The organism is Marinitoga piezophila KA3 (assembly GCF_000255135.1).
Lineage (GTDB): Bacteria > Thermotogota > Thermotogae > Petrotogales > Petrotogaceae > Marinitoga > Marinitoga piezophila.
In genome coordinates this window covers 830,531-850,789 of the sequence record NC_016751.1, presented here as the reverse complement: position 1 = coordinate 850,789, position 20,259 = coordinate 830,531, and the positions used below count along the sequence as shown (strand labels likewise).

The following is a 20,259-nucleotide window of genomic DNA, read 5'->3' as shown; positions in this document are numbered from 1 at the left end:
TTTTATTAACTTTTAAATTGATAATATCTCTCTTCTTCTCATCTGTGGATACCTCCTGTAAAAAAGTTTTCTAAAATATTCACATAAATGAATTAACCTGAAATTAACAAATAGAATATACCAGAAAAAAATGAAGATTTTTTTTCTGGATTGTAAAAAATCATCTCAAGCGCTGTCTTAAAATCAATAAATCAATTCTTCTGTATAGATGTCTTAGTCTATCAAGATCATTTTTGTATTTTTCATCTAATTCTTTTTCTTTTGTTTTCAAGGTTGCAATATCTATTATACCTTTTTCAAATTCCTCTTTTAATTTCATCTTTTCTGCTTCGGTGTTTGATTTTAATTTTTGTATATCTTTTAATATGTCTTTATCTCCTTCTGAGATTGGATAGAATCTTTCAGGATTATAGTAATAATCAGGATCAAATTTCCCGGCTTTTACTTCTGCCAATCTTTCAAGTGTTCTTTTCTTTTTCATTTCTTCTGTAAAGAATTTTGCCACACTTGCTGCACGCGCGGCTCCTAAATGCCAGTTTGATGGATATATTAATTGTTCTTTTGGCGGTCTGTCATCTGTAAATCCATATATTTCTATTGCATTGTTTGAATGTTCTATTAGAATTATACCCAATTTATATAACAACTCTTTTGCATCTTTGGTTAATTGAGCGCTACCAGGCTCGAAAAATGCCATGTCCTGCATTTTTATTATTGTTCCTTTGTCATTTTCTTCTATTGTTATTCTTCCTTTATACTTTGGATTGTCCTGTAGTCTGAAAAGTTCAACTCTAATTCCAGGATTTGATGTAATTAAGCTTTCTTCTGATAGACTTTTTCCACCCGTCAAAACACTTGGTGGCGTTCCGCTAAAGGGACTTCTAAAACTTACTGCTGCCTGCTGGAATTTACCGGGTGAAATTGTTGCCATGGAGAACAACATAACAAAGAATGTCATAAGCAACGAATTTAAATCACTGAATGTTGCCAGCCAACCAGGTGGTGGTGGTGGCCCTTCATCTTTTTTACATTTATCTGCCATTTATATCACCCTTCTTTTTCTGATTCATATTTTTTCTTTTCATCAGGGCTTAAAAATGCTTTTAGTTTTTCTTCCATTAATCTTGGGTTTTCACCTGAAACTATTGATAATATTCCTTCAGTTATCATCCTTAAAAGATTTACCTGTATTGATGTTCTTCTTCCTATTTTTTCGGCTATCGGTAAGGTGAATATATTTGCAACAAGAGCACCGTATAACGTTGTAATAAGAGCAATAGCCATATTAGGACCTATAGTAGATGGATCGTTCAAACTACCAAGCATCAAAACGAGACCTATCAGCGTTCCAATCATTCCGTATGCCGGAGCTAATGTGCCCCAGGTATTTAAAAGACCTGACCATTTTCCCTGTTCTGCTTCAAATAACTCCATTTTTATTTCAAGGATTTTCCTTATTTCTTCTGGATCAGTACCATCAACTGCAGCCCTTAAACCTTCTTTCATAAATTCGTTATCAAGGCCTTCAAGATCTGCTTCAAGGGATATTAAACCTTCTCTTCTTGCTTTTTCTGCAAATGAATATAATGTTTTTAAAATTTCGACCGAATCAATTTTAGGTTCTTTTATTCCCATCATTATTGCTGTTACAAATTTAAAAGATATATCTTTTGGCGCAGCAATCATCATACCACCAACTGAACCTAAAACAGTAATAAAGAAGGAGTTTGTATCCCATAATTGTCCTAATCCTGAATATCCACCAATTAATATAGCAACAAAAGCCAAACCCAATCCTATTAAAGTAGAAAGATCCAACTTTATACCTCCTCCTCGATATTTTTTAGTTCAAAAATTCACAAAAAATTTTATATTCAATATCATTTAATACAATGGCACCAGCTTTTTCTGGAGAAAGAAGCAAAACTTTATCTTTTTTTCTATATTGTAAAATATCCTCAGGTAATTTAATTATTTGAGGAATTTTCATAAAATACCTCCTTTAATTATGTTGATAATATATTTTGGAAATTCTATGCAAATAGAAATGAACATAAATATTAAACAACTTAAAACGAAATTAGTGAAAATAATAACTTTTAATAAAAAAGAACTTTGTTCTATTAAGAATTTTATATAAAAATAAAAAAATTGTCAACAAAATAAGTAAAATGAATGTAAAAATAATTTTATTAATGGATTAATAAAAAAATAAAAGTGAATTGGGAATTATTATGATATAATCATAATATAGGGAGGTGGAAAGCAGTGAAGAAGTTACCAGTAGGGATAGAAGATTATAAGGAAATAATAACAGGAGATTATATATATGTAGATAAAACAAAATATATATTGGAAATGGTATATTCAGGAATACCAACATTCTTATCAAGGCCACGAAGATTTGGAAAAAGTTTAACAGTATCAACATTATATTATTTATTCAAAATTATATTATTTATTCAAAGGAGAAAAAGAGTTATTCAAAGGGACATATATATATGACAAATGGGATTTCAAAGAGTATCCAATAATAAGATTAAACCTGTTTAAATCATCAACGGAGAGCGAAGAAAAATTCAAAAAAAGTCTGGTAAAGATGATAGAGCAGGAAGGTGAAAGAAACGGAATAGAGATAACTGAAACAGATTATACATTTGCATTTGATGAATTAATAATGAAACTTTCAAAAAAAGAAAAAGTGGTAATTTTAATAGACGAATATATAACAGAAAAAGAATTGCTTGAAGAAATGAAGAGATATTATAATGGATTTTCATTTGACGGAGAACATACAGTATATAATCCATATTCAATATTGAGATTTTTTTCAGAAAAAGAATTCCAAAACTTCTGGTTTGAAAGTGGCTCACCAAGTTTTTTGTATGAATATATAAAAGGCAAAAAGATAGAGTATGAAGATTTAGTAAAAACACCAGTAAGTGCAGAAGATTTCTCAACAAGAGAAATAGAAGATGCAAAAGCAAATATCTTCTTTACGCAGGCAGGGTATTTAACCTTTAAAGGAATAAAAAAATATGGATTAAAGAAAAAATATATACTGGACTATCCAAATTTTGAAGTGAAAGAAAGTCTTCTTAAAATACTTGAAGAGATAAATAAAAATAATAATAAAGCGAGGGAGTTTGCCCTCGCTTTTATTTCAACCATTTGGTTTCATATGGCTTAAGAATAATATGAAGTTTATTATCGGAAATATCAACAGAAGTGTTATTTAAAAAGTCATAAGGATTTTTAGAAAGCGGATTATCAATATCAAGAGTAATTTCTCTATTAGCAACATTGGTTAAAACAAGAACTCTTTCATCTTTAAATTCTCGCATAAATGCAAAAACAGAATCATCATAAAACATAACCATTTGTTTTCCTTTTGGATTAAATGCTTTGTGTTTCTTCCTAATATCCAGCATATGTTTGAAGGTATTAAATATCTTAAACCTTAAAGAACTTTTATCGTTTAATTCTGAAATTAAGGTATCATAATTCAATTTTTCTCTATTAATAGTTCTGTTCATTCCGGTGATTTTAACACCTTCAAGATAATTTCGTGATCCCAATAAACTGTGAATATAAATACCTGGAATACCTTTCATTGCAGCAGCAATTGCATAAGCGGAAATAAATTTTCTTATATTCAATTCCATTGATTCGTTTTCATCGTACAAAGCATCAAAATAATTAATATTCAACTCATACGGTGATTTTGTCCCATCAGGATTGCTTTTATAAGAAACAAGTCCGTTATTTCTTAAAGTATGTTCAACAAGAAAATCAATATCTTCATCTTTTAAAATTCCTTTTGCTGGCATTAATCCAATGCCGTCATGTGAAGCGAGAAAATTGAAAAAAGTAGTCTTATCAGATGGTGTTTCTAATGTATAAGCCCATTTTGATATAACAGTCGCATCATGAAATAAAAAAGAATATAAAACAAGGGGAGGAAGTGAAAAATTATAAACCATTTGAGCTTCATTATATCCATTTCCAAAATAAGAAATATTTTCATGATGCGGGACATTTGTTTCTGTAATCAGAATAACGTCTTTGGCTGTGAGATTTAAAATATCTCTAAACAACTGAATCATTACATGTGTTTGTTTTAAGTGGATACATGATGTTCCAATTTCTTTCCATAAATATCCAATAGCATCAAGTCTTATTAATTTAGCTCCCATTTTTGCGTAGAAAAGCAATATTTCAACAATTTCAAGGAACAAATCTGTAGATTTATAATTTAAATCAATTTGATCTTCACTAAATGTAGTCCAGATATGTTTTTCTTCGCCTGAAGCAGTTTTATATACATGTAATAAAGGTAGTGCCCTTGGACGAGTTACATTCTTTAATTCCTCCACAGGCTCCTGTTCAATAAAATAATTTTTGTATTTTTTATTTCCCTTTAAATATTCCTGAAACCATTTGCTTTCTTTGGAAATATGATTTATAACTGCATCAAACATTAGTTTGTAATCTTTTGAGAGCGATTGAATATCTTCCCAACTGCCCAATTCTGGATTAACCTGTTTATAATCAATTACAGAAAAGCCATCATCAGATGAATAAGGGAAAAATGGAAGTATATGTACAGTATTAATACTATCCTTTACATATTCATTTAAGAAATGATGTAAAGTATTTAAAGGCTTTTCATTATTTTTCTTTATAGAATCACCATAAGTAATTAAAATAACGTCCTTTTCCGAAAAATCAAAATCCTTATCAGAAATTTTATATTTTTCAATAATATTCATAAGTTTTTGATATACACCTTTTGCTTCATCGCCATATAAAAATTCTAATTTATCGTATATATTCTTATGCATAAAATACACCTCTTTTACTGGAACTTTTTTGGCTCAATAACATTTTTCAACTTATTAAAATGTTTATCTGTAAATTTCTTTGAAACCACGAGGTTATAAAGTATTTCTATCATATACATTTCGCCTATTCTATCATGGGTAAACTCATTCTCAGAAGGATCGCTTGGTGTAGTATATATAACAATATCTGAAATCTTACTTAAAGGTGAATTTACACCTGATGTAATAGCAATGGTAAAAGCTCCAGCGTCCTTTGCAACTTGAGTTGATTTAAACACATCACGTATAAATCCTGAATGGCTTATTGAAATAACAGTATCTTCAGAGGTTAATCCAGCGCCAACAATAACCTGCATATGAGGATCGCTGTATGCCATTGCAGAAAAACCTAAAGCAGCAAATTTTAGTGAACTATCAAGAGCAACAGGAAAAGATCTTCCAACACCAAAAAATATAAGTTTTTTAGATGCAAGAATTCTTTCAGCTACTCTATTCAACAAATCTTTATCGAGATTCTGGTTTATAAGACTTAAACTTTTACAAATCTTATTATATAGATTTGAAAAAATATCCTGCTCAGTTTCAACTGTTTCAAAAACAGGCTCGGATAATTCTTTGGCAAGAGAAATTTTAAAATCCTGATAACCGTTAAATCCCAGTTTCTTAATCACTCTATAAACAGTTGTTTCACTTACTTCAGCCCAATTTGCCAATTCAGTAATACTATAATGAATTACATCATCAGCCCTTTCAATAATATAATCAGCTACTTTTTTTTCTCTTTTTGTAAGAGAGTTATATATACCTTTTATTTGGTTTATAATCATAAATGGTCACCTCTTTTATTCTTTTACACCACCGGCAGTTAATCCACCTGTTAAATATTTTTCCATCATCATAAACATAATAACAACAGGTACTGCAGTAACAACAGATGCTGCCATCATTTTTGCCCATATTGCATGTTCAGAATTAAATATTTCATTTAAACCAAGAGGTAGAGTATAAAATTCCGGGAATGGTCTTACAAAAATTGAAGCAAATAAGAACTCATTCCAGGCTATCATAAACGCATATATATATACAGTAATTATAGCAGGTAAAGATAAAGGAATTATTATCTTTGTGATAACGCCCATTCTTGAAGAACCATCAATAATAGCAGCTTCTTCAATAGATCTTGGAATTGTTCTAAAATAATTACCAAGCATATACAAAGAAACAGGTATAGTTTGAACAATATATATAATGAATAAAGCGATAGCGGAAGAAATCCCTGATGATGTCAATCCAATTTTTACAAAAATTTGATATAGAGGTACTGCAAGTATAGTGCCTCCAAAGAGATAAACTACAAGAACACCTCTTTGAATAGTTCCTCGCCCCTTAAACTCAATCCTACTAAATGCATATGCTCCGAAAACCGATAAAATTAAACTTACCAGAGCACTCAAACCTGCAAGAAGCAAAGAATTTCTAAAAAATCTTAAAAATGGGAATGACTCCTTTTTTCTTTGTGCATTTATTTGAGCAAGAACAGCTTCTTGCTGGTCTTTAGGCAAAGTTTTTATAAGATCCAACAATTGTTGTTGCTCATTACTCAATTCCTCTCTTATGGACTTTTTAAATCCAAGTAATATAGCATAAGTATCAAGTGTAGGGCGTTTAGGTATTATACCAGGATCAAAAGCATCTGTATCATATCTAAAAGATACAGAAAGCATCCATGCAAATGGATAAGTAATAAATATTACCAATAATATAATCAAAGTCCAGAAACCAATTATTTTCAAAGGGCTTTTTCTTTTTACCATTTTAACACCTTCTTTACATATATACCGATTAATGCAATCATTATTACGAATAATATAGTTGCAATAGCGGCAGCAACACCCTGTTCCGGTAATCCAGCAAATGCTTTTTCATAAATATAAATAGGTAAAGTATTAGCGAATTTTGACATAAGATAAACTTCATCAAACTTGTAAAAATTCCAGATACCTCTTAGCAAGGCAACAGAACCTATAACAAAATACAATTCTGGTAATGTAATATGAACAAACTTCTGCCAATCGCTTGCACCATCTATTTCAGCTGCTTCATAATAATCTGTAGGAATAGATTGAAGCCTTGATAAAATCATCAAATAAACAAATGGGAAATTTCTCCATATATTAAAAATCGAAACAACCCAGAAAGCATTATTGGGATTATTTAAAAAGTCATTTCCTGGATTCATGCCAAAATTAGCAAGGAATTTCATTAAAGGTCCATCAATAGGTAAAAATATATATTTCCAGGCAAAAACAATTGCAATTAATGGAGTTACATAAGGCAATAACAATAAAGCTCTAACAATATTCCTTCCAGGAAACTCCCTATTTAGCAATAATGCCACTCCAAGTCCCAACAAAATACTTCCTACAACAGTTGTAACAGTAAACAGAACAGTAATTCCAAATGATTTCCAAAATGAAGGATCTGATAATATCTCTCTATAATTCTGCAACCCAACAAACTTATTTGGGGCATCTGAAATTGACACCTCAAAAAAACTAAGATAAATATTATAAAATACAGGATATAAAATCAACAAAGCAATTAAAATTACAGTTGGCATAACCAATTTCCAGCCAAATCTCGCTTCACGTTCCTTTAACGACATCACAGCCATATTTCAAACCTCCTTTTTAAAAAAAGGGGGACAGAATTCCCCCTTTTTCATGAAAAAGAATTATTTTCCAAGAATCTTTTCTGCTTCTTTTTGTGCCCACATTGCAGTTTGCTGTGGTGTCCAATCATTTGCAAACATATAATTAATAGCCTTACCTATAACAAAATTAGCGCTTAATTTACTCATATCTGTAATAACCTTACCGTTAATAAATTCAAATCTTTCTACAGAATCAAGTGCTGCAACGATTTCTGCGATTTTAGCCTTTCCATATCTTTCAAGAACAGGATTATCAAGGAATTCATCACTTTCAGCTACAGATTTTCTTGTTGGATTCATTCCGCCTGGTGCCATATGTACCCAGTAAACATAGTTTTTATCTGTCATAAGGAATTTAACAAATTTTTCTACTTCGCTTGCGTTTGCATTCTTTGTAATACCAAGGGCTACAACCTGTCCATAAGATGTTGGTCTTACATTAATCATTTTATTTGCAAAACCAGTATTAACAACTAATTGAGGATTAAAGTTATCAATTCTTCCTCTTTGTACCTCTTCAACAGCAATATCGTCCATAATATAAGTTGAATAGAAAATCATTGCTGTTTCGCCTCTTAAATAACCCTTTAAAGCGTCAAGAACATCTGTAAAACCAGGTTTTGAATATTTACCCAATTCCTTATAGAATCTGAAAGCTTCAATCATTTCTGGTGTATTAAAGGTTACATTTCCATTTTCATCTATAGGTCTTGCACCATTTGCAAGAGCAATTTCTGTAAATACCTGTTCTGCATAAGCATTTGCCTTTTTAGGTAAAATAATACCATAAACACCTTTCTTTGGATTATTCAATACCTTTGCAGCTAAAGCGATATTATACCATGTTATTGGATCGCCAAGATCCTGTGCTTTAAACCAATCTTTTCTATACCATATACCCTGTACCCATGCGTGGAAAGGAATTGCATAATATTTACCTTCGCCATTACTTAATAATCTTGCTGCACCATTATAAACATCACCAAAATCATTTATAATCTTTGTTGCAAGGTCAACATTCATGAAATTTTCTGAACCTAACAACAACATTGGTTCAATACCACTTTCAATTAGATCAGGTAATGTTCCAGCATTTTTTGCAATAGGAATCTGTTTCAATAAATCATTTTCTTCAACAGGAACAACTTCAACATCAATACCTGTTTGAGCTTTAAAAATTGTTGCAAGAGCTCTAATTCTCTGCATTCTGTTAGATTCAACCTCTGTTGTCCAGAAAGTAATCTTTGCGAATACAGCAGATACCAATAAAACTACCATTATCAAAACCAATAATCTCTTCATCACAATACCCCCTTTAATAGAATTTCTTTTTTATTTCAAAAATAAAAAAGAAAATTTTCATTTTAATTATACAATAAAAAATTTTTTTTCAAAAATCCATTATTGACAATTAAAAAGGATGATATGAAAATATAGCATATTAAAAGATAAAAACAAATGAAATCGAAATTATGTTAATAAAAGGTTAAAAATATTTTTTTGAAAATAAGATTTTATTTTATAATATTTTTTTCTTAGGTTCTATTGAATAATGATTATTAATATATAAAATACAACATGAAAAACAAAACTTTGATGAACATGATAAAATAAGTTACTTTTTTGTAACTAAAATGACAAAAAAAAAAATAAAAAGTTATAATTATATTACATATAGTCTAAATATATACATTATAAAATGTTAGGAGGGAAAATATGAATAGTGTGATGAACAAATTAATGATTTTTTCCCTGGTATTTATAATTTTAATTGTGTTGATTTCGCTAATTACATTTTATAGCCTAAGTTCTATTTCTAAATCATATGGAGTGATATCCTCTTTTTCGGATGTTGTAACCGATTTCATGAAATATGATAAAAGTATTAGTTCAGGTAATATTCAAGTTGAAAAGATTTCAAAGAAGTTTACACTTTTATATAAAAAATTAGAAGAATTGCTTTTAGATTTTAATAGCAAGAATAAAGATATATTAAAAAAAGATTTTGATAATATGATTTTTGTTTTGAAAGATAAAGATTTTAATCAATATAAATTAATCTCACAAAAGATTTTTGAAGATTTTGACAATATATTGTCTGATCTGGAAAATATAATATCGTCCAAAACATCAAAACTGAAGATTAATTTAATTTTATCGGTAACGTTATCAATAATAATTGGAATATTTATTTCAATAATTCTTTCAAAAAATCTTGTTAAACCAATTAAATCAATTTCTTCAACAATTGCAGATATTGAAAAAGGAAGATTAAATATAGAAATGGATAAAATAAATTCTAATGATGAAATCGGGAAGGCAGCTAAATCATTGGAAGAGTTAAGAAAAAAATTAATGGAAATTATAAGCTCAATTTCTTCAGCATCTTCAGAGACATCGGCAATCTCTGAGGAGTTAGCGGCTAATACAACAGAGGTTTCTAATAGTTTAAATGATTTAAGTATTACTTTTGATAAGATAAATAGCGAAGCACAGGAAAATTCAGCATCTTTACAAGAATTAACAGCAAGTATAGAAGAGATGTCTGCATCTGCAGATGAAAATTCAAGGGTTGCAATGAAATTGCTTGAAAAAAGTGAAAATTCAGCAAAATTAATAAATGACAATAAAAAAAGCATAATAGAAACATTAGAAGAAGTAAAAAAGACAAAAGAAAAAAGTCATAATACAAAAATTGTTCTTGATAAATTAGCACGTTTCACTGAAAATATAAATGAAATAATAATAACTATTAATAATATAACAGAACAAACAAATCTTCTTGCATTAAATGCAGCAATAGAGGCAGCAAGGGCAGGAGAAGCAGGAAAGGGATTTGCTGTAGTTGCTGATGAAATAAGAAAGCTCGCAGAACAGAGCAAAACTTCGACAGAACAGATAAGTGAAATTCTTGAGAGTCTTGTAATTGAGGTAAAAAGCTCAGTTGAAAATGTAGATGAAACAGAACAAGCTATAGATATATTAGCAGAAAATGTTCTTAATATAGAAAAAGATTTTGATGAATTGAATACGGCAATGCTTGATATACAGGAAATGATACAATCCATCACAGCATCATCAGAAGAGCAAAATGCAACTTTACAGGAAATGGCTTCAGCAATTTCAAGATTAAATTCATTGGTTGAAGAAACAACAAATAGTACCAATTCTATATTTGGAATATTACAAAATGTAAATGCTTCATTGGAAGAAACGAATGCGGTTTCCAATAATCTTTCTGAATTATCACAGGAATTACAGAAGAGAATTAGTTTTTTCAGCATATAGTCATTTTAATTTGATAATATGCTGGAGGTGACACAATGGAATATCCGGGTTTTTCTTCCAATAATTTTAGAAGTGTGGATATGCGAGATTTAATTCTTGTTTTAAATGATTTTTCATATGGAGAATTGAAGTTTTTTATAGACTACTCTTTATTTTCAGCAAAAATTAGTGGAATTCTTTCAAAAAAGTTAAATCTCAATGATGGTGGAAAGAACTATATAAAAGGATTAATGATAGGATTTGGATATATATTTCTTTCTAAGTTTTTAGATATAAATGATTTCTTAATACTATTTGAGAATAAAGACACTCAAGAAGCAGCATTGTTTATTTCTCATGTGTTTTATACCTCGATAATGAAAATGGAAAGCTTAGAAAATGAAAGTGAAATTTTATATATATTAAAGGAGAATAATCTGAATAAATCATATTTTGAATTGGAAACAATTAATATATTAACTGTTTCTCATGAATTATCAAAAATGTATGTATTTGATAAATATTTAAAAAGAGAAGCATATGAAAAGACTTTAGAAAATATTATTGATTACACAAGAAAATTTAATATTGATAACGAGGTAAAAATAGCTTTACTTGATATATTCAGGGATCCATGGGAAATGTCTATAATTTTTTCTGATGATCCATATCCTGAATTGTTTATTGATAGAGAGATTGCATTATTACGTGGTGAAGAATTAATGAATGCAATGAAATTGCTTACATTTCTTGTGGATTATAGATCCAGATTTACACGAAAACACTCATTTCGCGTGTCAAATATTGCAAGAGATATTGGAAAAGAAATACTTGGTGAATATGAAGGGTTTAAATTAATGATTAGTGGTTTATTACATGATATAGGAAAGATCTATGTTCCATTGAAAATTCTTGAAAAACCAGGATTTTTTAATGATTTTGAAAGGAAAATAATGAATACGCATTCAGTTAGAACATACTTGATGTTAAAGAAAATAAATGGATTAAACGAATTTGCAGAAGTATCCTTATTACATCATGAAAAACTTGACGGTTCTGGATATCCACATAGATATAAGAGTAATGAAATTCCTATGGAGGTAAGAATTTTAACCTTTGCAGATATTTTATCAGCTTTAACAGAAGAAAGACCATATAAAAATCCATATACAATAAAAGAGGCTATGTCTATTTTATACCAAGAAACAAAGGAGGGTAAATTAGATACAATAGTATATAAAAAAGTTGATAATATGGTAAAAAATGGATATAGGATTATAGATGAAGATATAATAGAATCACTATTAAAAGAAGAAAAATATAATATAATCAAAGAAAAAATCAATATCTTAAAAGAAAAGATATATTAAGAAAATGCCTGATTTTGAACAGGCATTTTCTTATTTATTACACAACTTCTCTGCAAGTTCCAATATCATATCTTTCTTTGCAAGCTTTAAAAGCCAGACCTTTGGAATATTCTCTAATCCATAAAGAGCACCAGACATTTGTCCAACAATAGCACCTAATGTATCTGTATCTCCGCCAAATCTAACAGCTGTTAGAACAGCATCTTTAAATGAATTAGTATTATGAATAGTCCATAATGCTATTTCAAGTGAATTTATGGCTTTTCCGTCGTTTATTAAATCATTTATATCTTTATATGTAACATCAACAATTTTAAGTTTTACATCATAAATTAAGTCCATATGTCTATGAACTTCTTCTAATAAAACGCGTTTTGTAGCGCCATTAATTGCCTGTTGTATAAATCCACCGATGAATTTGCATGAATGAATTGAATAGATATTATTATGAGTGGTATATGCGCTTTGTCCTGAATAAAAAACAGCATCATTAAAAGAATTTTTAAAGTACATAGGAATTGGAGCAAGTCTTGCTAAAGGTTTATGTGAATCTTTATCTATTATCTTTGGCAAAGAAGCGTCTTTTTCATATTGAATTAATGCATCCATTGTTTGGTTATCAATTCCAAAAGCCGTTTTTTTACAGGAATAGAGACCTTCATCAATCCATTTTAAATATTTTTTCATTTGACTATCAAAATCAAAACCGTCTTCTATTAAACTTTCTGCAAGGCAAAGAGCCATAGAAACATCATCTGTCCATTCGCCGGCATTTAAATTATATATTCCACCGCTATGAAAATCATTTATTTCAGGAAGCTTTTCCATATCTATATATTCAAAAGGTGCTCCTAATGCATTTCCAATTGCTAATCCAATTAAAGCACCTAAACATCTATTTTTTGTTTCTTTCATTGTACCATCCCCTTGACTGATTTTTATATTTTAATTATATCATAGATTTTGACACAATTGTATTAGCGTGTTATAATATAAAAAATAGAGATAAATAAAATATTGTGATTTGGGAGGGAAAAGTATGGAATGGATATATATAAAAGATATGAAAAAACATATAGGTGAAAAAGTTGAATTTAGAGGCTGGCTCTGGAATAAAAGAGTTAGTGGTAAAATAGGATTTTTACAATTAAGAGATGGAACAGGTTTTGTTCAGGGAGTTGTTGAAAAATCAACACTTGGTGAAGAAAAATACAAAGAAGTAAAAAAATTAAAAATGGAAAGCTCATTAATTGTTAGAGGAACAGTTGTTGAAGATCAAAGATCACCAGTTGGATTTGAATTACACATTGATGAAGTTGAAATAGTACATAATCCATCAGAAGATTATCCTATTTCAAAGAAAGAACACGGAATTGATTTCTTAATGGAACACAGACATTTATGGTTAAGATCAAGAAGACAATTCCATATATTAAAGGTAAGACATGAAATAATAAAAGCTATAAGAGAATTTTATAACAACGAAGGTTTTGTATTAATTGATACTCCAATATTTACAGGTTCAATTGGTGAAAGTGCAGGAAATACATTTGAAATAGACTATTTTGATTATGGAAAAGTATATCTTGCACAGACAGGTCAGTTATATCTTGAAGCAGCAGCTATGGCTTTAGGTAAAGTATACAATCTTGGTCCAACATTCAGGGCTGAAAAGTCAAAAACGAGAAGACATCTTATAGAATTCTGGATGAATGAGGCAGAAGTTGCTTATTATACACATGAAGACAATATGAGATTACAGGAAAATCTTGTATCATATGTGGTTAAGAAAGTCCTTGAAAATGCTTCTGAAAATTTAGTTGCTCTTGGAAGGGATATAAGTAAACTCGAAAAAATAGAAGCGCCATTCCCAAGAATTACATATACAGAAGCAATAAAATTATTAAATAAAAAGGGTTCGGATATACAATGGGGTGAAGACCTCGGAGCAGATGATGAAACATTAATCTCTGAAGAATTTGATAAACCTGTTATTATAGAAAAATATCCAAAATCAGTAAAGGCATTCTATATGCAACCAGATCCAGAAAATCCAGATGTAGTATTATGTGATGATATGATTGCACCTGAAGGATATGGTGAAATAATTGGTGCATCTGAAAGAATCTGGCAGGAAGATGTATTAATTGAAAGATTAAAAGAAAACAACTTACCAGTAGAAGAATATCAATGGTATCTTGATTTAAGAAAATTTGGTTCAGTTCCTCACAGTGGATTTGGTCTTGGAATTGAAAGAACAGTAGCCTGGATATGCGGCCTTAAACATATAAGAGAAGCAATACCATTTGCAAGAACATTATATAGAGTGTATCCATAATAATAAAACCCGCTCGATTTGAGCGGGTTTTTTATTTATTCTGAGTCACATATAAATTAAAGGTAGCATAATCATTTTCATCATCATTATCTGGTTGTTCATCACCGCCACGTGCATTATCAATAACAAAAACATAACTTCCTTCTGGAATTTCTCCGGAGAATGTATAATTATTTTCAGTATAAAAAATCTTATGAAGTACATAGTTAAAACTTTTATCATAATATAAATTATCGAAATCATCTTCTGTAAGAACATAAAATTCAAGGCCATAATCGCCATCCCAATGAGTAAGTTCAAAATTGAAATTTAAAATAGCTGTGGAATCAAAGGTAAAAACCTTTAAAGGAGATAAGTAATGTCCTTCTGCAACAGACCAATCCTTCCAATCCAATAAAACGATATCATCAGTATTAGTGTCATTTTCATTATTCAAGATTTGAGTTCTATCGAGACAGGAAGAAAAAATAAATAATAAAGATAAAATAAAAATACTAAAAAAACCTATTTTTTTCATAAAAACACCTCCGAATTAAAAAGTTTTAAACTTAATTATAACATATTTTTTAAAAATAAAAAATCGTATCCATGTCAAGCAAAAAAATCAGAAAAAATAAATAAAAATAAAAAATCTAAAAACATTATAAATAAAGGTTTATAGAAGATAAAAAGAATGAATTCACGTACGTTTAACGAAATTAACGAAACTGTAAGTTGACAAAAGAGGAAGAAGGTGGTAATATATATACTCGGACGCGGGTGAGAGCGTCTGGAAGAAAAAGAGAGAAGGAAGAGAAGCTCCTTGACAAGTGAACAGAGACACCCAGCGGAAGTAGATTCAAAGAGTTAAGATCGAACTCGAAATCTTGGATGGAGGGTTTGATCCTGGCTCAGGGCGAACGCTGGCGGCGTGCTTAACACATGCAAGTCGAACGAGGAGGCAGCCTTCGGGCTGTAGTACTAGTGGCGAACGGGTGAGTAACGCGTAGGAAGGTGTCCTCCAGACCGGGACAACCACTGGAAACGGTGGCTAATACCGGATGAGCCCGAGAGGGGAAAGCGAGCTAAGGCTTGGCTGGAGGAGCTGCCTGCGACCCATCAGGTAGTTGGTAGGGTAAAGGCCTACCAAGCCGACGACGGGTAGCCGGCGTGAGAGCGTGGCCGGCCACAGGGGCACTGAGACACGGGTCCCACTCCTACGGGAGGCAGCAGTGGGGAATATTGGACAATGGGGGGAACCCTGATCCAGCGACGCCGCGTGGAGGAAGAAGTCCTTCGGGACGTAAACTCCTGAACTTACCGAACAATAAGGATGGTAGGGAATGGCCATCTGATGAGGGTAGGTAAGGAAAAGCCCCGGCTAACTACGTGCCAGCAGCCGCGGTAATACGTAGGGGGCGAGCGTTGCCCGGAATCACTGGGCGTAAAGGGGGTGTAGGCGGTCTAATAAGTCAGATGTAAAAGGCCCTGGCTCAACCAGGGAAATGCGTCTGAAACTGTTAGACTTGAGGTTGCTAGAGGGAGACGGAATTACCTGTGTAGCGGTGAAATGCGTAGATACAGGTAAGAAGGCCGGTGGTGAAGACGGTCTCCTGGGGCAAACCTGACGCTGAGGCCCGAAAGCTAGGGGAGCAAACCGGATTAGATACCCGGGTAGTCCTAGCCGTAAACGATGCCCACTAGGTGTGAGCGGTAGTACCGTTCGTGCTGAAGCTAAGGCGATAAGTGGGCCGCCTGGGGAGTACGTCCGCAAGGATGAAACTCAAAGGAATTGACGGGGACCCGCACAAGCGGTGGAGCGTGTGGTTTAATTCGAAGCTAAGCGAAGGACCTTACCAGGGCTTGACATATAGGTGGTACTCTGCAGAGATGCAGGGGACCCGGTACTTCGGTACCGGGAGCCTATACAGGTGGTGCACGGCCGTCGTCAGCTCGTGCCGTGAGGTGTTGGGTTAAGTCCCGCAACGAGCGCAACCCTTGCCGTTAGTTGCCAGCACTTAGGGTGGGAACGCTAACGGGACAGCCGCCGACGAGGCGGAGGAAGGAGGGGATGACGTCAGGTAATCGTGCCCCTTATGTCCTGGGCGACACACGCGCTACAATGGTAGGGACAGAGGGCAGCGAGGCCGAGAGGTGGAGCGAATCCCAGAAACCCTACCCCAGTTCAGATTGCAGTCTGAAACCCGACTGCATGAAGCCGGAATCGCTAGTAATCGCAGGTCAGCCACACTGCGGTGAATACGTTCCCGGGTCTTGTACACACCGCCCGTCAAGCCACCCGAGTTGGAAACGCCCGAAGATGGTGAGGCTAACCGAAAGGAGGCCAGCTATCGAGGGTGGAGTCAGCGAGGGGGGCTAAGTCGTAACAAGGTAGGTGTACCGGAAGGTGCGCCTGGATCACCTCCTTTCTAAGGAGAAAAAAGGAATGGGTGTCTCTGTTCAGTAGTGAAGGAGTAGGGGTAGTAGCTCAACTGGGAGAGCGTCTGCCTTGCACGCAGAAGGTTAGGGGTTCAAGTCCCCTCTACTCCACCAGCTCATTGACAAGTGCATAGTGAAAGATAAGGTCAAGGTAAAAAGGGCTTACGGCGGATGCCTAGGCGACGGGAGGCGAAGAAGGACGTGGCAAGCTGCGAAAAGCCACGGGGAGCTGCAAGCGAGCGTAGATCCGTGGATGTCCGAATGGGGGAACCCAAAAGATCCCGAAAGGGAGGCGAACCCGGGGAAGGGAAACATCTTAGTACCCGGAGGAAAAGAAATCAAGAGAGATTCCCTGAGTAGTGGCGAGCGAAAGGGGAGGAGCCCAAACCATACTGGTGTAAAAGGGTGCTGCCGTTGCCAGTATGGGGTAGCGGGACATAATCGGAGCCGACAGCACGAGGCTCGGTCACGAAGCATGTATAGCCGAAATACCTGGGAAGGTATGCCGGAGAGGGTGAAAGCCCCGTAGGCGAAATACATGTGAGTGGCTGGATTATGATCCCAAGTAGCGTGGGACACGAGGAATCCTGCGTGAATCAGGGTGGACCACCATCCAAGGCTAAATACTACCCGTCGACCGATAGCGTAGAAGTACCGTGAGGGAAAGGTGAAAAGGACCCCGGGAGGGGAGTGAAAGAGAACCTGAAACCGTAAGCCTACAAGAAGTGGGAGCTCATAGGAGTGACCGCGTGCCTTTTGATTAATGTGCCCACGAATTGCATGTACTGGCGAGGTTAAGCCGGGAGAGGCGAAGCCGAAGTGAAAGCGAGCCTGAAGAGGGCGGATAGTCAGTATATGCAGACCCGAAGCCAGGTGAGCTATCCATGGGCAGGGTGAAGTTGCGGTGAAACGCAATGGAGGCCCGAACCGGTATGCAGTGAAACGCATTCGGATGACCTGTGGATAGGGGTGAAAAGCCAACCGAACCTGGTGATAGCTGGATCTCCCCGAAACGTGTGTAGGCACGGCCTCGTACAAGACTAACGGGGGTAGAGCACTGATAGGCGTAGGGGGGTAACCTCCGAAACTTGTCAAACTCCGAATACCGTTAGTTGATGTACGGGAGACAGACTGTGGGGGAAAAGCTCCATGGTCGAGAGGGAAACAGCCCAGACCGCCAGCTAAGGTCTCGAAGAGACGGCTAAGTGTGAAAGGTAGTGGACTGCCAGAGACAGCCGGGATGTTGGCTTAGAAGCAGCCATCATTAAAAGAGTGCGTAACAGCTCACCGGTTGAGGCGGACTGCGCCGAAAATGTAAGGAGGCTGAAGCCGTACGCCGAAGCTGCGGAATCTGCGGATTGGTAGGGGAGCATTGTGCAGTAGGGAGAAGGTAATTCGTGAGGATTACTGGACGAAGCACAAGAGCGGATGTGGGCATGAGTAACGAGAGGAGGGTGAGAATCCCTCCCCCCGAAAGCCCAAGGGTACCTGGGGAAGGGTCGTCCGCCCAGGGTAAGCCGGGACCTAAGGTGAATCCGAAAGGAGTAACCGATGGGAAACTGGTAAAGAATCCAGTGCCATGTATATACGAGATAAGAGGGGGGACGCAGAAGGCGAAGCCTCGTGAGCAAGTGGCACGCTCATCCAAGCGCAAAGGACAGAGAAAGTAGTAGGTAAATCCGCTACTGGAGTCTGAAGCGTGAAGGGGAGGACATAAGTCCAACGAGGTGGTAGCCCGGCTGCCAAGAAAAGCCTCGCTTATCGTTGAGTATATACATGCCCGTTCCGAAAACCGACACAGGTGGGTGAGCTGAGAAGGCTAAGGGGAGCAGGCTAACCTCCGCTAAGGAACTCGGCAAAATAGCCCCGTAACTTCGGGAGAAGGGGTGCTCCTTGGTGTGGGCAACTGCACCGGGGAGTCGCAGTGACAAGGCCCAGGCGACTGTTTACCAAAAACACAGGACTCTGCGAACTCGGAAAGAGGAAGTATAGGGTCTGACGCCTGCCCAGTGCCGGAAGGTTAAGGGGAGTTGTGAGAGCAACGAACCGAAGCCCCGGTAAACGGCGGCCGTAACTATAACGGTCCTAAGGTAGCGAAATTCCTTGTCGGGTAAGTTCCGACCTGCATGAATGGCGTAACGATTTGGGCACTGTCTCAGCGGAGGGCCTGGTGAAATTACAGACTGGGTGAAGATGCCCAGTACCCGCAGTTAGACGGAAAGACCCCGTGGAGTTTTACTGTAGCCTGACATTGTAACTTGTCATGTTGTGTACAGGATAGGTGGGAGGCAGAGAAACCTGCTCGCCAGGGTAGGTGGAGCCGCCGGTGGGATACCACCCTCAGCATGATGGGTTACTAACCATTGAGTGTGAAGAGCACTGATGGGACAGTGTTAGGTGGGCAGTTTGACTGGGGCGGTCGCCTCCTAAAGAGTAACGGAGGTGCGCGAAGGTAGGCTCATGTGGGTTGGAAATCCACAGGAGAGTGTAAAGGCAAAAGCCTGCCTGACTGCGAGACTGACAGGTCGAGCAGGGTGGAAACACGGTCTTAGTGACCCGGCGGATCCGAGTGGAAGGGCCGTCGATCAACGGATAAAAGTTACCCCGGGGATAACAGGCTTATCGCGCTCAAGAGTTCATATCGACGGCGCGGATTGGCACCTCGATGTCGACTCATCGCATCCTGGGGCTGAAGTAGGTCCCAAGGGTTGGGCTGTTCGCCCATTAAAGCGGTACGTGAGTTGGGTTCAGAACGTCGTGAGACAGTTCGGTCCCTATCTGCTGCGGGCGTAGGAAACTTGAGGGGGGTCACACCTAGTACGAGAGGACCGGTGTGAGGGTACCACTGGTAAATCAGCTGTTCCGCCAGGAGCAGGAGCTGAGTAGCCACGTACCTGACCGATAACCGCTGAAAGCATCTAAGCGGGAAACGGGCCCCGAGATGAGGTTTCCCACTCCATATGGAGGTAAGGGCAGTTCGAGACTAGGACGTAGATAGGCCGGAGGTGTAAGTACAGTGATGTATTGAGCCGACCGGTACTAATAGCCCGAGGCCTTGACCTTATTGAGTAACTATGCACATGTGAATGAGAGATTGAGGGGTGCAGATACCGGATATGGGAACACGCGGACCCATCCCGAACCCGACCGTTAAGCATATCCGGGCCGATGGTAGTATGGCTTGTCCATGCGAGAGTAGGTAGCGCCCCTCTTTTTATTTTTCCCCCAGTCAAAAGACTGGGGGTTTTTGTTTATGTTATTAATAATTTATTATTAATAAATAGTTTATACAAAATTAAATATATTTTT

General features: G+C 35.7%; 13 protein-coding genes, 1 tRNA gene, 3 rRNA genes and 1 pseudogene. 8 read left to right on the top strand and 10 right to left on the bottom strand.

From position 1 onward, the window contains the following. Positions 1–160: 160 nt before the first annotated feature. The 3 genes from MARPI_RS04135 to MARPI_RS11085 are packed head-to-tail and all read right to left on the bottom strand — an operon-like array spanning position 161 to position 1,990. A complete protein-coding gene (locus MARPI_RS04135; RefSeq protein ID WP_014296329.1) occupies positions 161–1,042 on the bottom strand; it encodes an OmpA/MotB family protein in 882 nt (293 codons plus the stop codon). 5 nt (positions 1,043–1,047) lie between these two features. After that, positions 1,048–1,818: a motility protein A gene (locus MARPI_RS04130; protein WP_014296328.1), complete on the bottom strand. Its 771-nt coding sequence runs from the start codon at positions 1,816–1,818 to the stop codon at positions 1,048–1,050. A gap of 25 nt (positions 1,819–1,843) precedes the next feature. Further along, positions 1,844–1,990, bottom strand: a complete 147-nt coding sequence (locus MARPI_RS11085) for a hypothetical protein (RefSeq protein ID WP_014296327.1) — start codon at positions 1,988–1,990, stop codon at positions 1,844–1,846. Between the two features lie 278 nt (positions 1,991–2,268). On the opposite strand from MARPI_RS11085, the pseudogene MARPI_RS11225 reads away from it, so the two are divergent. Continuing rightward, positions 2,269–3,133: pseudogene (locus tag MARPI_RS11225) on the top strand (AAA family ATPase); the annotation flags it as partial. Positions 3,134–3,158: 25 nt separating this feature from the next. Here the strand turns inward: MARPI_RS11225 and MARPI_RS04120 are convergent. The 5 genes from MARPI_RS04120 to MARPI_RS04100 are packed head-to-tail and all read right to left on the bottom strand — an operon-like array spanning position 3,159 to position 8,859. Next, a complete protein-coding gene (locus MARPI_RS04120) occupies positions 3,159–4,844 on the bottom strand; it encodes an alpha-amylase family glycosyl hydrolase (protein ID WP_014296326.1) in 1,686 nt (561 codons plus the stop codon). 14 nt (positions 4,845–4,858) lie between these two features. Then, positions 4,859–5,671, bottom strand: a complete 813-nt coding sequence (locus MARPI_RS04115; RefSeq protein WP_014296325.1) for a MurR/RpiR family transcriptional regulator — start codon at positions 5,669–5,671, stop codon at positions 4,859–4,861. A 15-nt stretch (positions 5,672–5,686) separates the two neighbouring features. Continuing rightward, entirely contained in the window at positions 5,687–6,658 is a 972-nt protein-coding gene (locus MARPI_RS04110; protein WP_014296324.1) for a carbohydrate ABC transporter permease, read from the bottom strand. Then, on the bottom strand, positions 6,652–7,518 hold the full coding sequence (locus tag MARPI_RS04105) for a carbohydrate ABC transporter permease (RefSeq protein WP_014296323.1): 867 nt from the start codon (positions 7,516–7,518) through the stop codon (positions 6,652–6,654). Before MARPI_RS04105 ends, MARPI_RS04110 begins: the two co-directional genes overlap by 7 nt. A gap of 60 nt (positions 7,519–7,578) precedes the next feature. Continuing rightward, entirely contained in the window at positions 7,579–8,859 is a 1,281-nt protein-coding gene (locus MARPI_RS04100) for an ABC transporter substrate-binding protein (protein ID WP_014296322.1), read from the bottom strand. A 414-nt stretch (positions 8,860–9,273) separates the two neighbouring features. Here MARPI_RS04100 and MARPI_RS04095 point away from each other — a divergent pair, with 414 nt between their 5' ends. Further along, positions 9,274–10,845, top strand: a complete 1,572-nt coding sequence (locus MARPI_RS04095; RefSeq protein WP_014296321.1) for a methyl-accepting chemotaxis protein — start codon at positions 9,274–9,276, stop codon at positions 10,843–10,845. A gap of 35 nt (positions 10,846–10,880) precedes the next feature. Continuing rightward, positions 10,881–12,194, top strand: a complete 1,314-nt coding sequence (locus MARPI_RS10695) for an HD-GYP domain-containing protein (protein ID WP_014296320.1) — start codon at positions 10,881–10,883, stop codon at positions 12,192–12,194. A 30-nt stretch (positions 12,195–12,224) separates the two neighbouring features. On the opposite strand, the gene MARPI_RS04085 is transcribed toward MARPI_RS10695, so the two are convergent. Next, positions 12,225–13,109, bottom strand: a complete 885-nt coding sequence (locus tag MARPI_RS04085) for an ADP-ribosylglycohydrolase family protein (RefSeq protein ID WP_014296319.1) — start codon at positions 13,107–13,109, stop codon at positions 12,225–12,227. Between the two features lie 124 nt (positions 13,110–13,233). Here MARPI_RS04085 and asnS point away from each other — a divergent pair, with 124 nt between their 5' ends. Next, the gene (gene asnS / locus MARPI_RS04080; RefSeq protein WP_014296318.1) at positions 13,234–14,532 is read left to right on the top strand and encodes an asparagine--tRNA ligase; all 1,299 of its coding nucleotides are present in this window, start codon (positions 13,234–13,236) and stop codon (positions 14,530–14,532) included. Positions 14,533–14,563: 31 nt separating this feature from the next. Here the strand turns inward: asnS and MARPI_RS04075 are convergent, their stop codons facing one another. Then, a complete protein-coding gene (locus tag MARPI_RS04075; protein ID WP_014296317.1) occupies positions 14,564–15,049 on the bottom strand; it encodes a hypothetical protein in 486 nt (161 codons plus the stop codon). Positions 15,050–15,399: 350 nt separating this feature from the next. Between MARPI_RS04075 and MARPI_RS04070 the strand changes: the two genes are divergently transcribed. From MARPI_RS04070 to rrf, 4 genes are all read left to right on the top strand, one after another. Next, positions 15,400–16,940 (top strand): 16S ribosomal RNA (locus MARPI_RS04070). Positions 16,941–16,988: 48 nt separating this feature from the next. Beyond that, a tRNA-Ala gene (locus tag MARPI_RS04065) sits at positions 16,989–17,064 on the top strand. Between the two features lie 30 nt (positions 17,065–17,094). Further along, positions 17,095–20,013 (top strand): 23S ribosomal RNA (locus MARPI_RS04060). Between the two features lie 34 nt (positions 20,014–20,047). Beyond that, positions 20,048–20,161: ribosomal RNA gene (rrf, locus tag MARPI_RS04055) — 5S ribosomal RNA — on the top strand. The 16S, 23S and 5S rRNA genes sit together here with 1 tRNA gene alongside, the layout of an rRNA operon. Positions 20,162–20,259 lie beyond the last annotated feature (98 nt).

Excerpts from the sequence above, each read along its gene's own strand:
- MARPI_RS04135 (WP_014296329.1), bottom strand. The coding sequence starts at position 1,042 with ATGGCAGATAAATGTAAAAAAGATGAAGGGCCACCACCACCACCTGGT.
- MARPI_RS11085 (WP_014296327.1), bottom strand. The coding sequence starts at position 1,990 with ATGAAAATTCCTCAAATAATTAAATTACCTGAGGATATTTTACAATAT.
- MARPI_RS04120 (WP_014296326.1), bottom strand. The coding sequence starts at position 4,844 with ATGCATAAGAATATATACGATAAATTAGAATTTTTATATGGCGATGAA.
- MARPI_RS04115 (WP_014296325.1), bottom strand. The coding sequence starts at position 5,671 with ATGATTATAAACCAAATAAAAGGTATATATAACTCTCTTACAAAAAGA.
- MARPI_RS04110 (WP_014296324.1), bottom strand. The coding sequence starts at position 6,658 with ATGGTAAAAAGAAAAAGCCCTTTGAAAATAATTGGTTTCTGGACTTTG.
- MARPI_RS04105 (WP_014296323.1), bottom strand. The coding sequence starts at position 7,518 with ATGGCTGTGATGTCGTTAAAGGAACGTGAAGCGAGATTTGGCTGGAAA.
- MARPI_RS04100 (WP_014296322.1), bottom strand. The coding sequence starts at position 8,859 with ATGAAGAGATTATTGGTTTTGATAATGGTAGTTTTATTGGTATCTGCT.
- MARPI_RS04095 (WP_014296321.1), top strand. The coding sequence starts at position 9,274 with ATGAATAGTGTGATGAACAAATTAATGATTTTTTCCCTGGTATTTATA.
- MARPI_RS10695 (WP_014296320.1), top strand. The coding sequence starts at position 10,881 with ATGGAATATCCGGGTTTTTCTTCCAATAATTTTAGAAGTGTGGATATG.
- MARPI_RS04085 (WP_014296319.1), bottom strand. The coding sequence starts at position 13,109 with ATGAAAGAAACAAAAAATAGATGTTTAGGTGCTTTAATTGGATTAGCA.
- asnS (WP_014296318.1), top strand. The coding sequence starts at position 13,234 with ATGGAATGGATATATATAAAAGATATGAAAAAACATATAGGTGAAAAA.
- MARPI_RS04075 (WP_014296317.1), bottom strand. The coding sequence starts at position 15,049 with ATGAAAAAAATAGGTTTTTTTAGTATTTTTATTTTATCTTTATTATTT.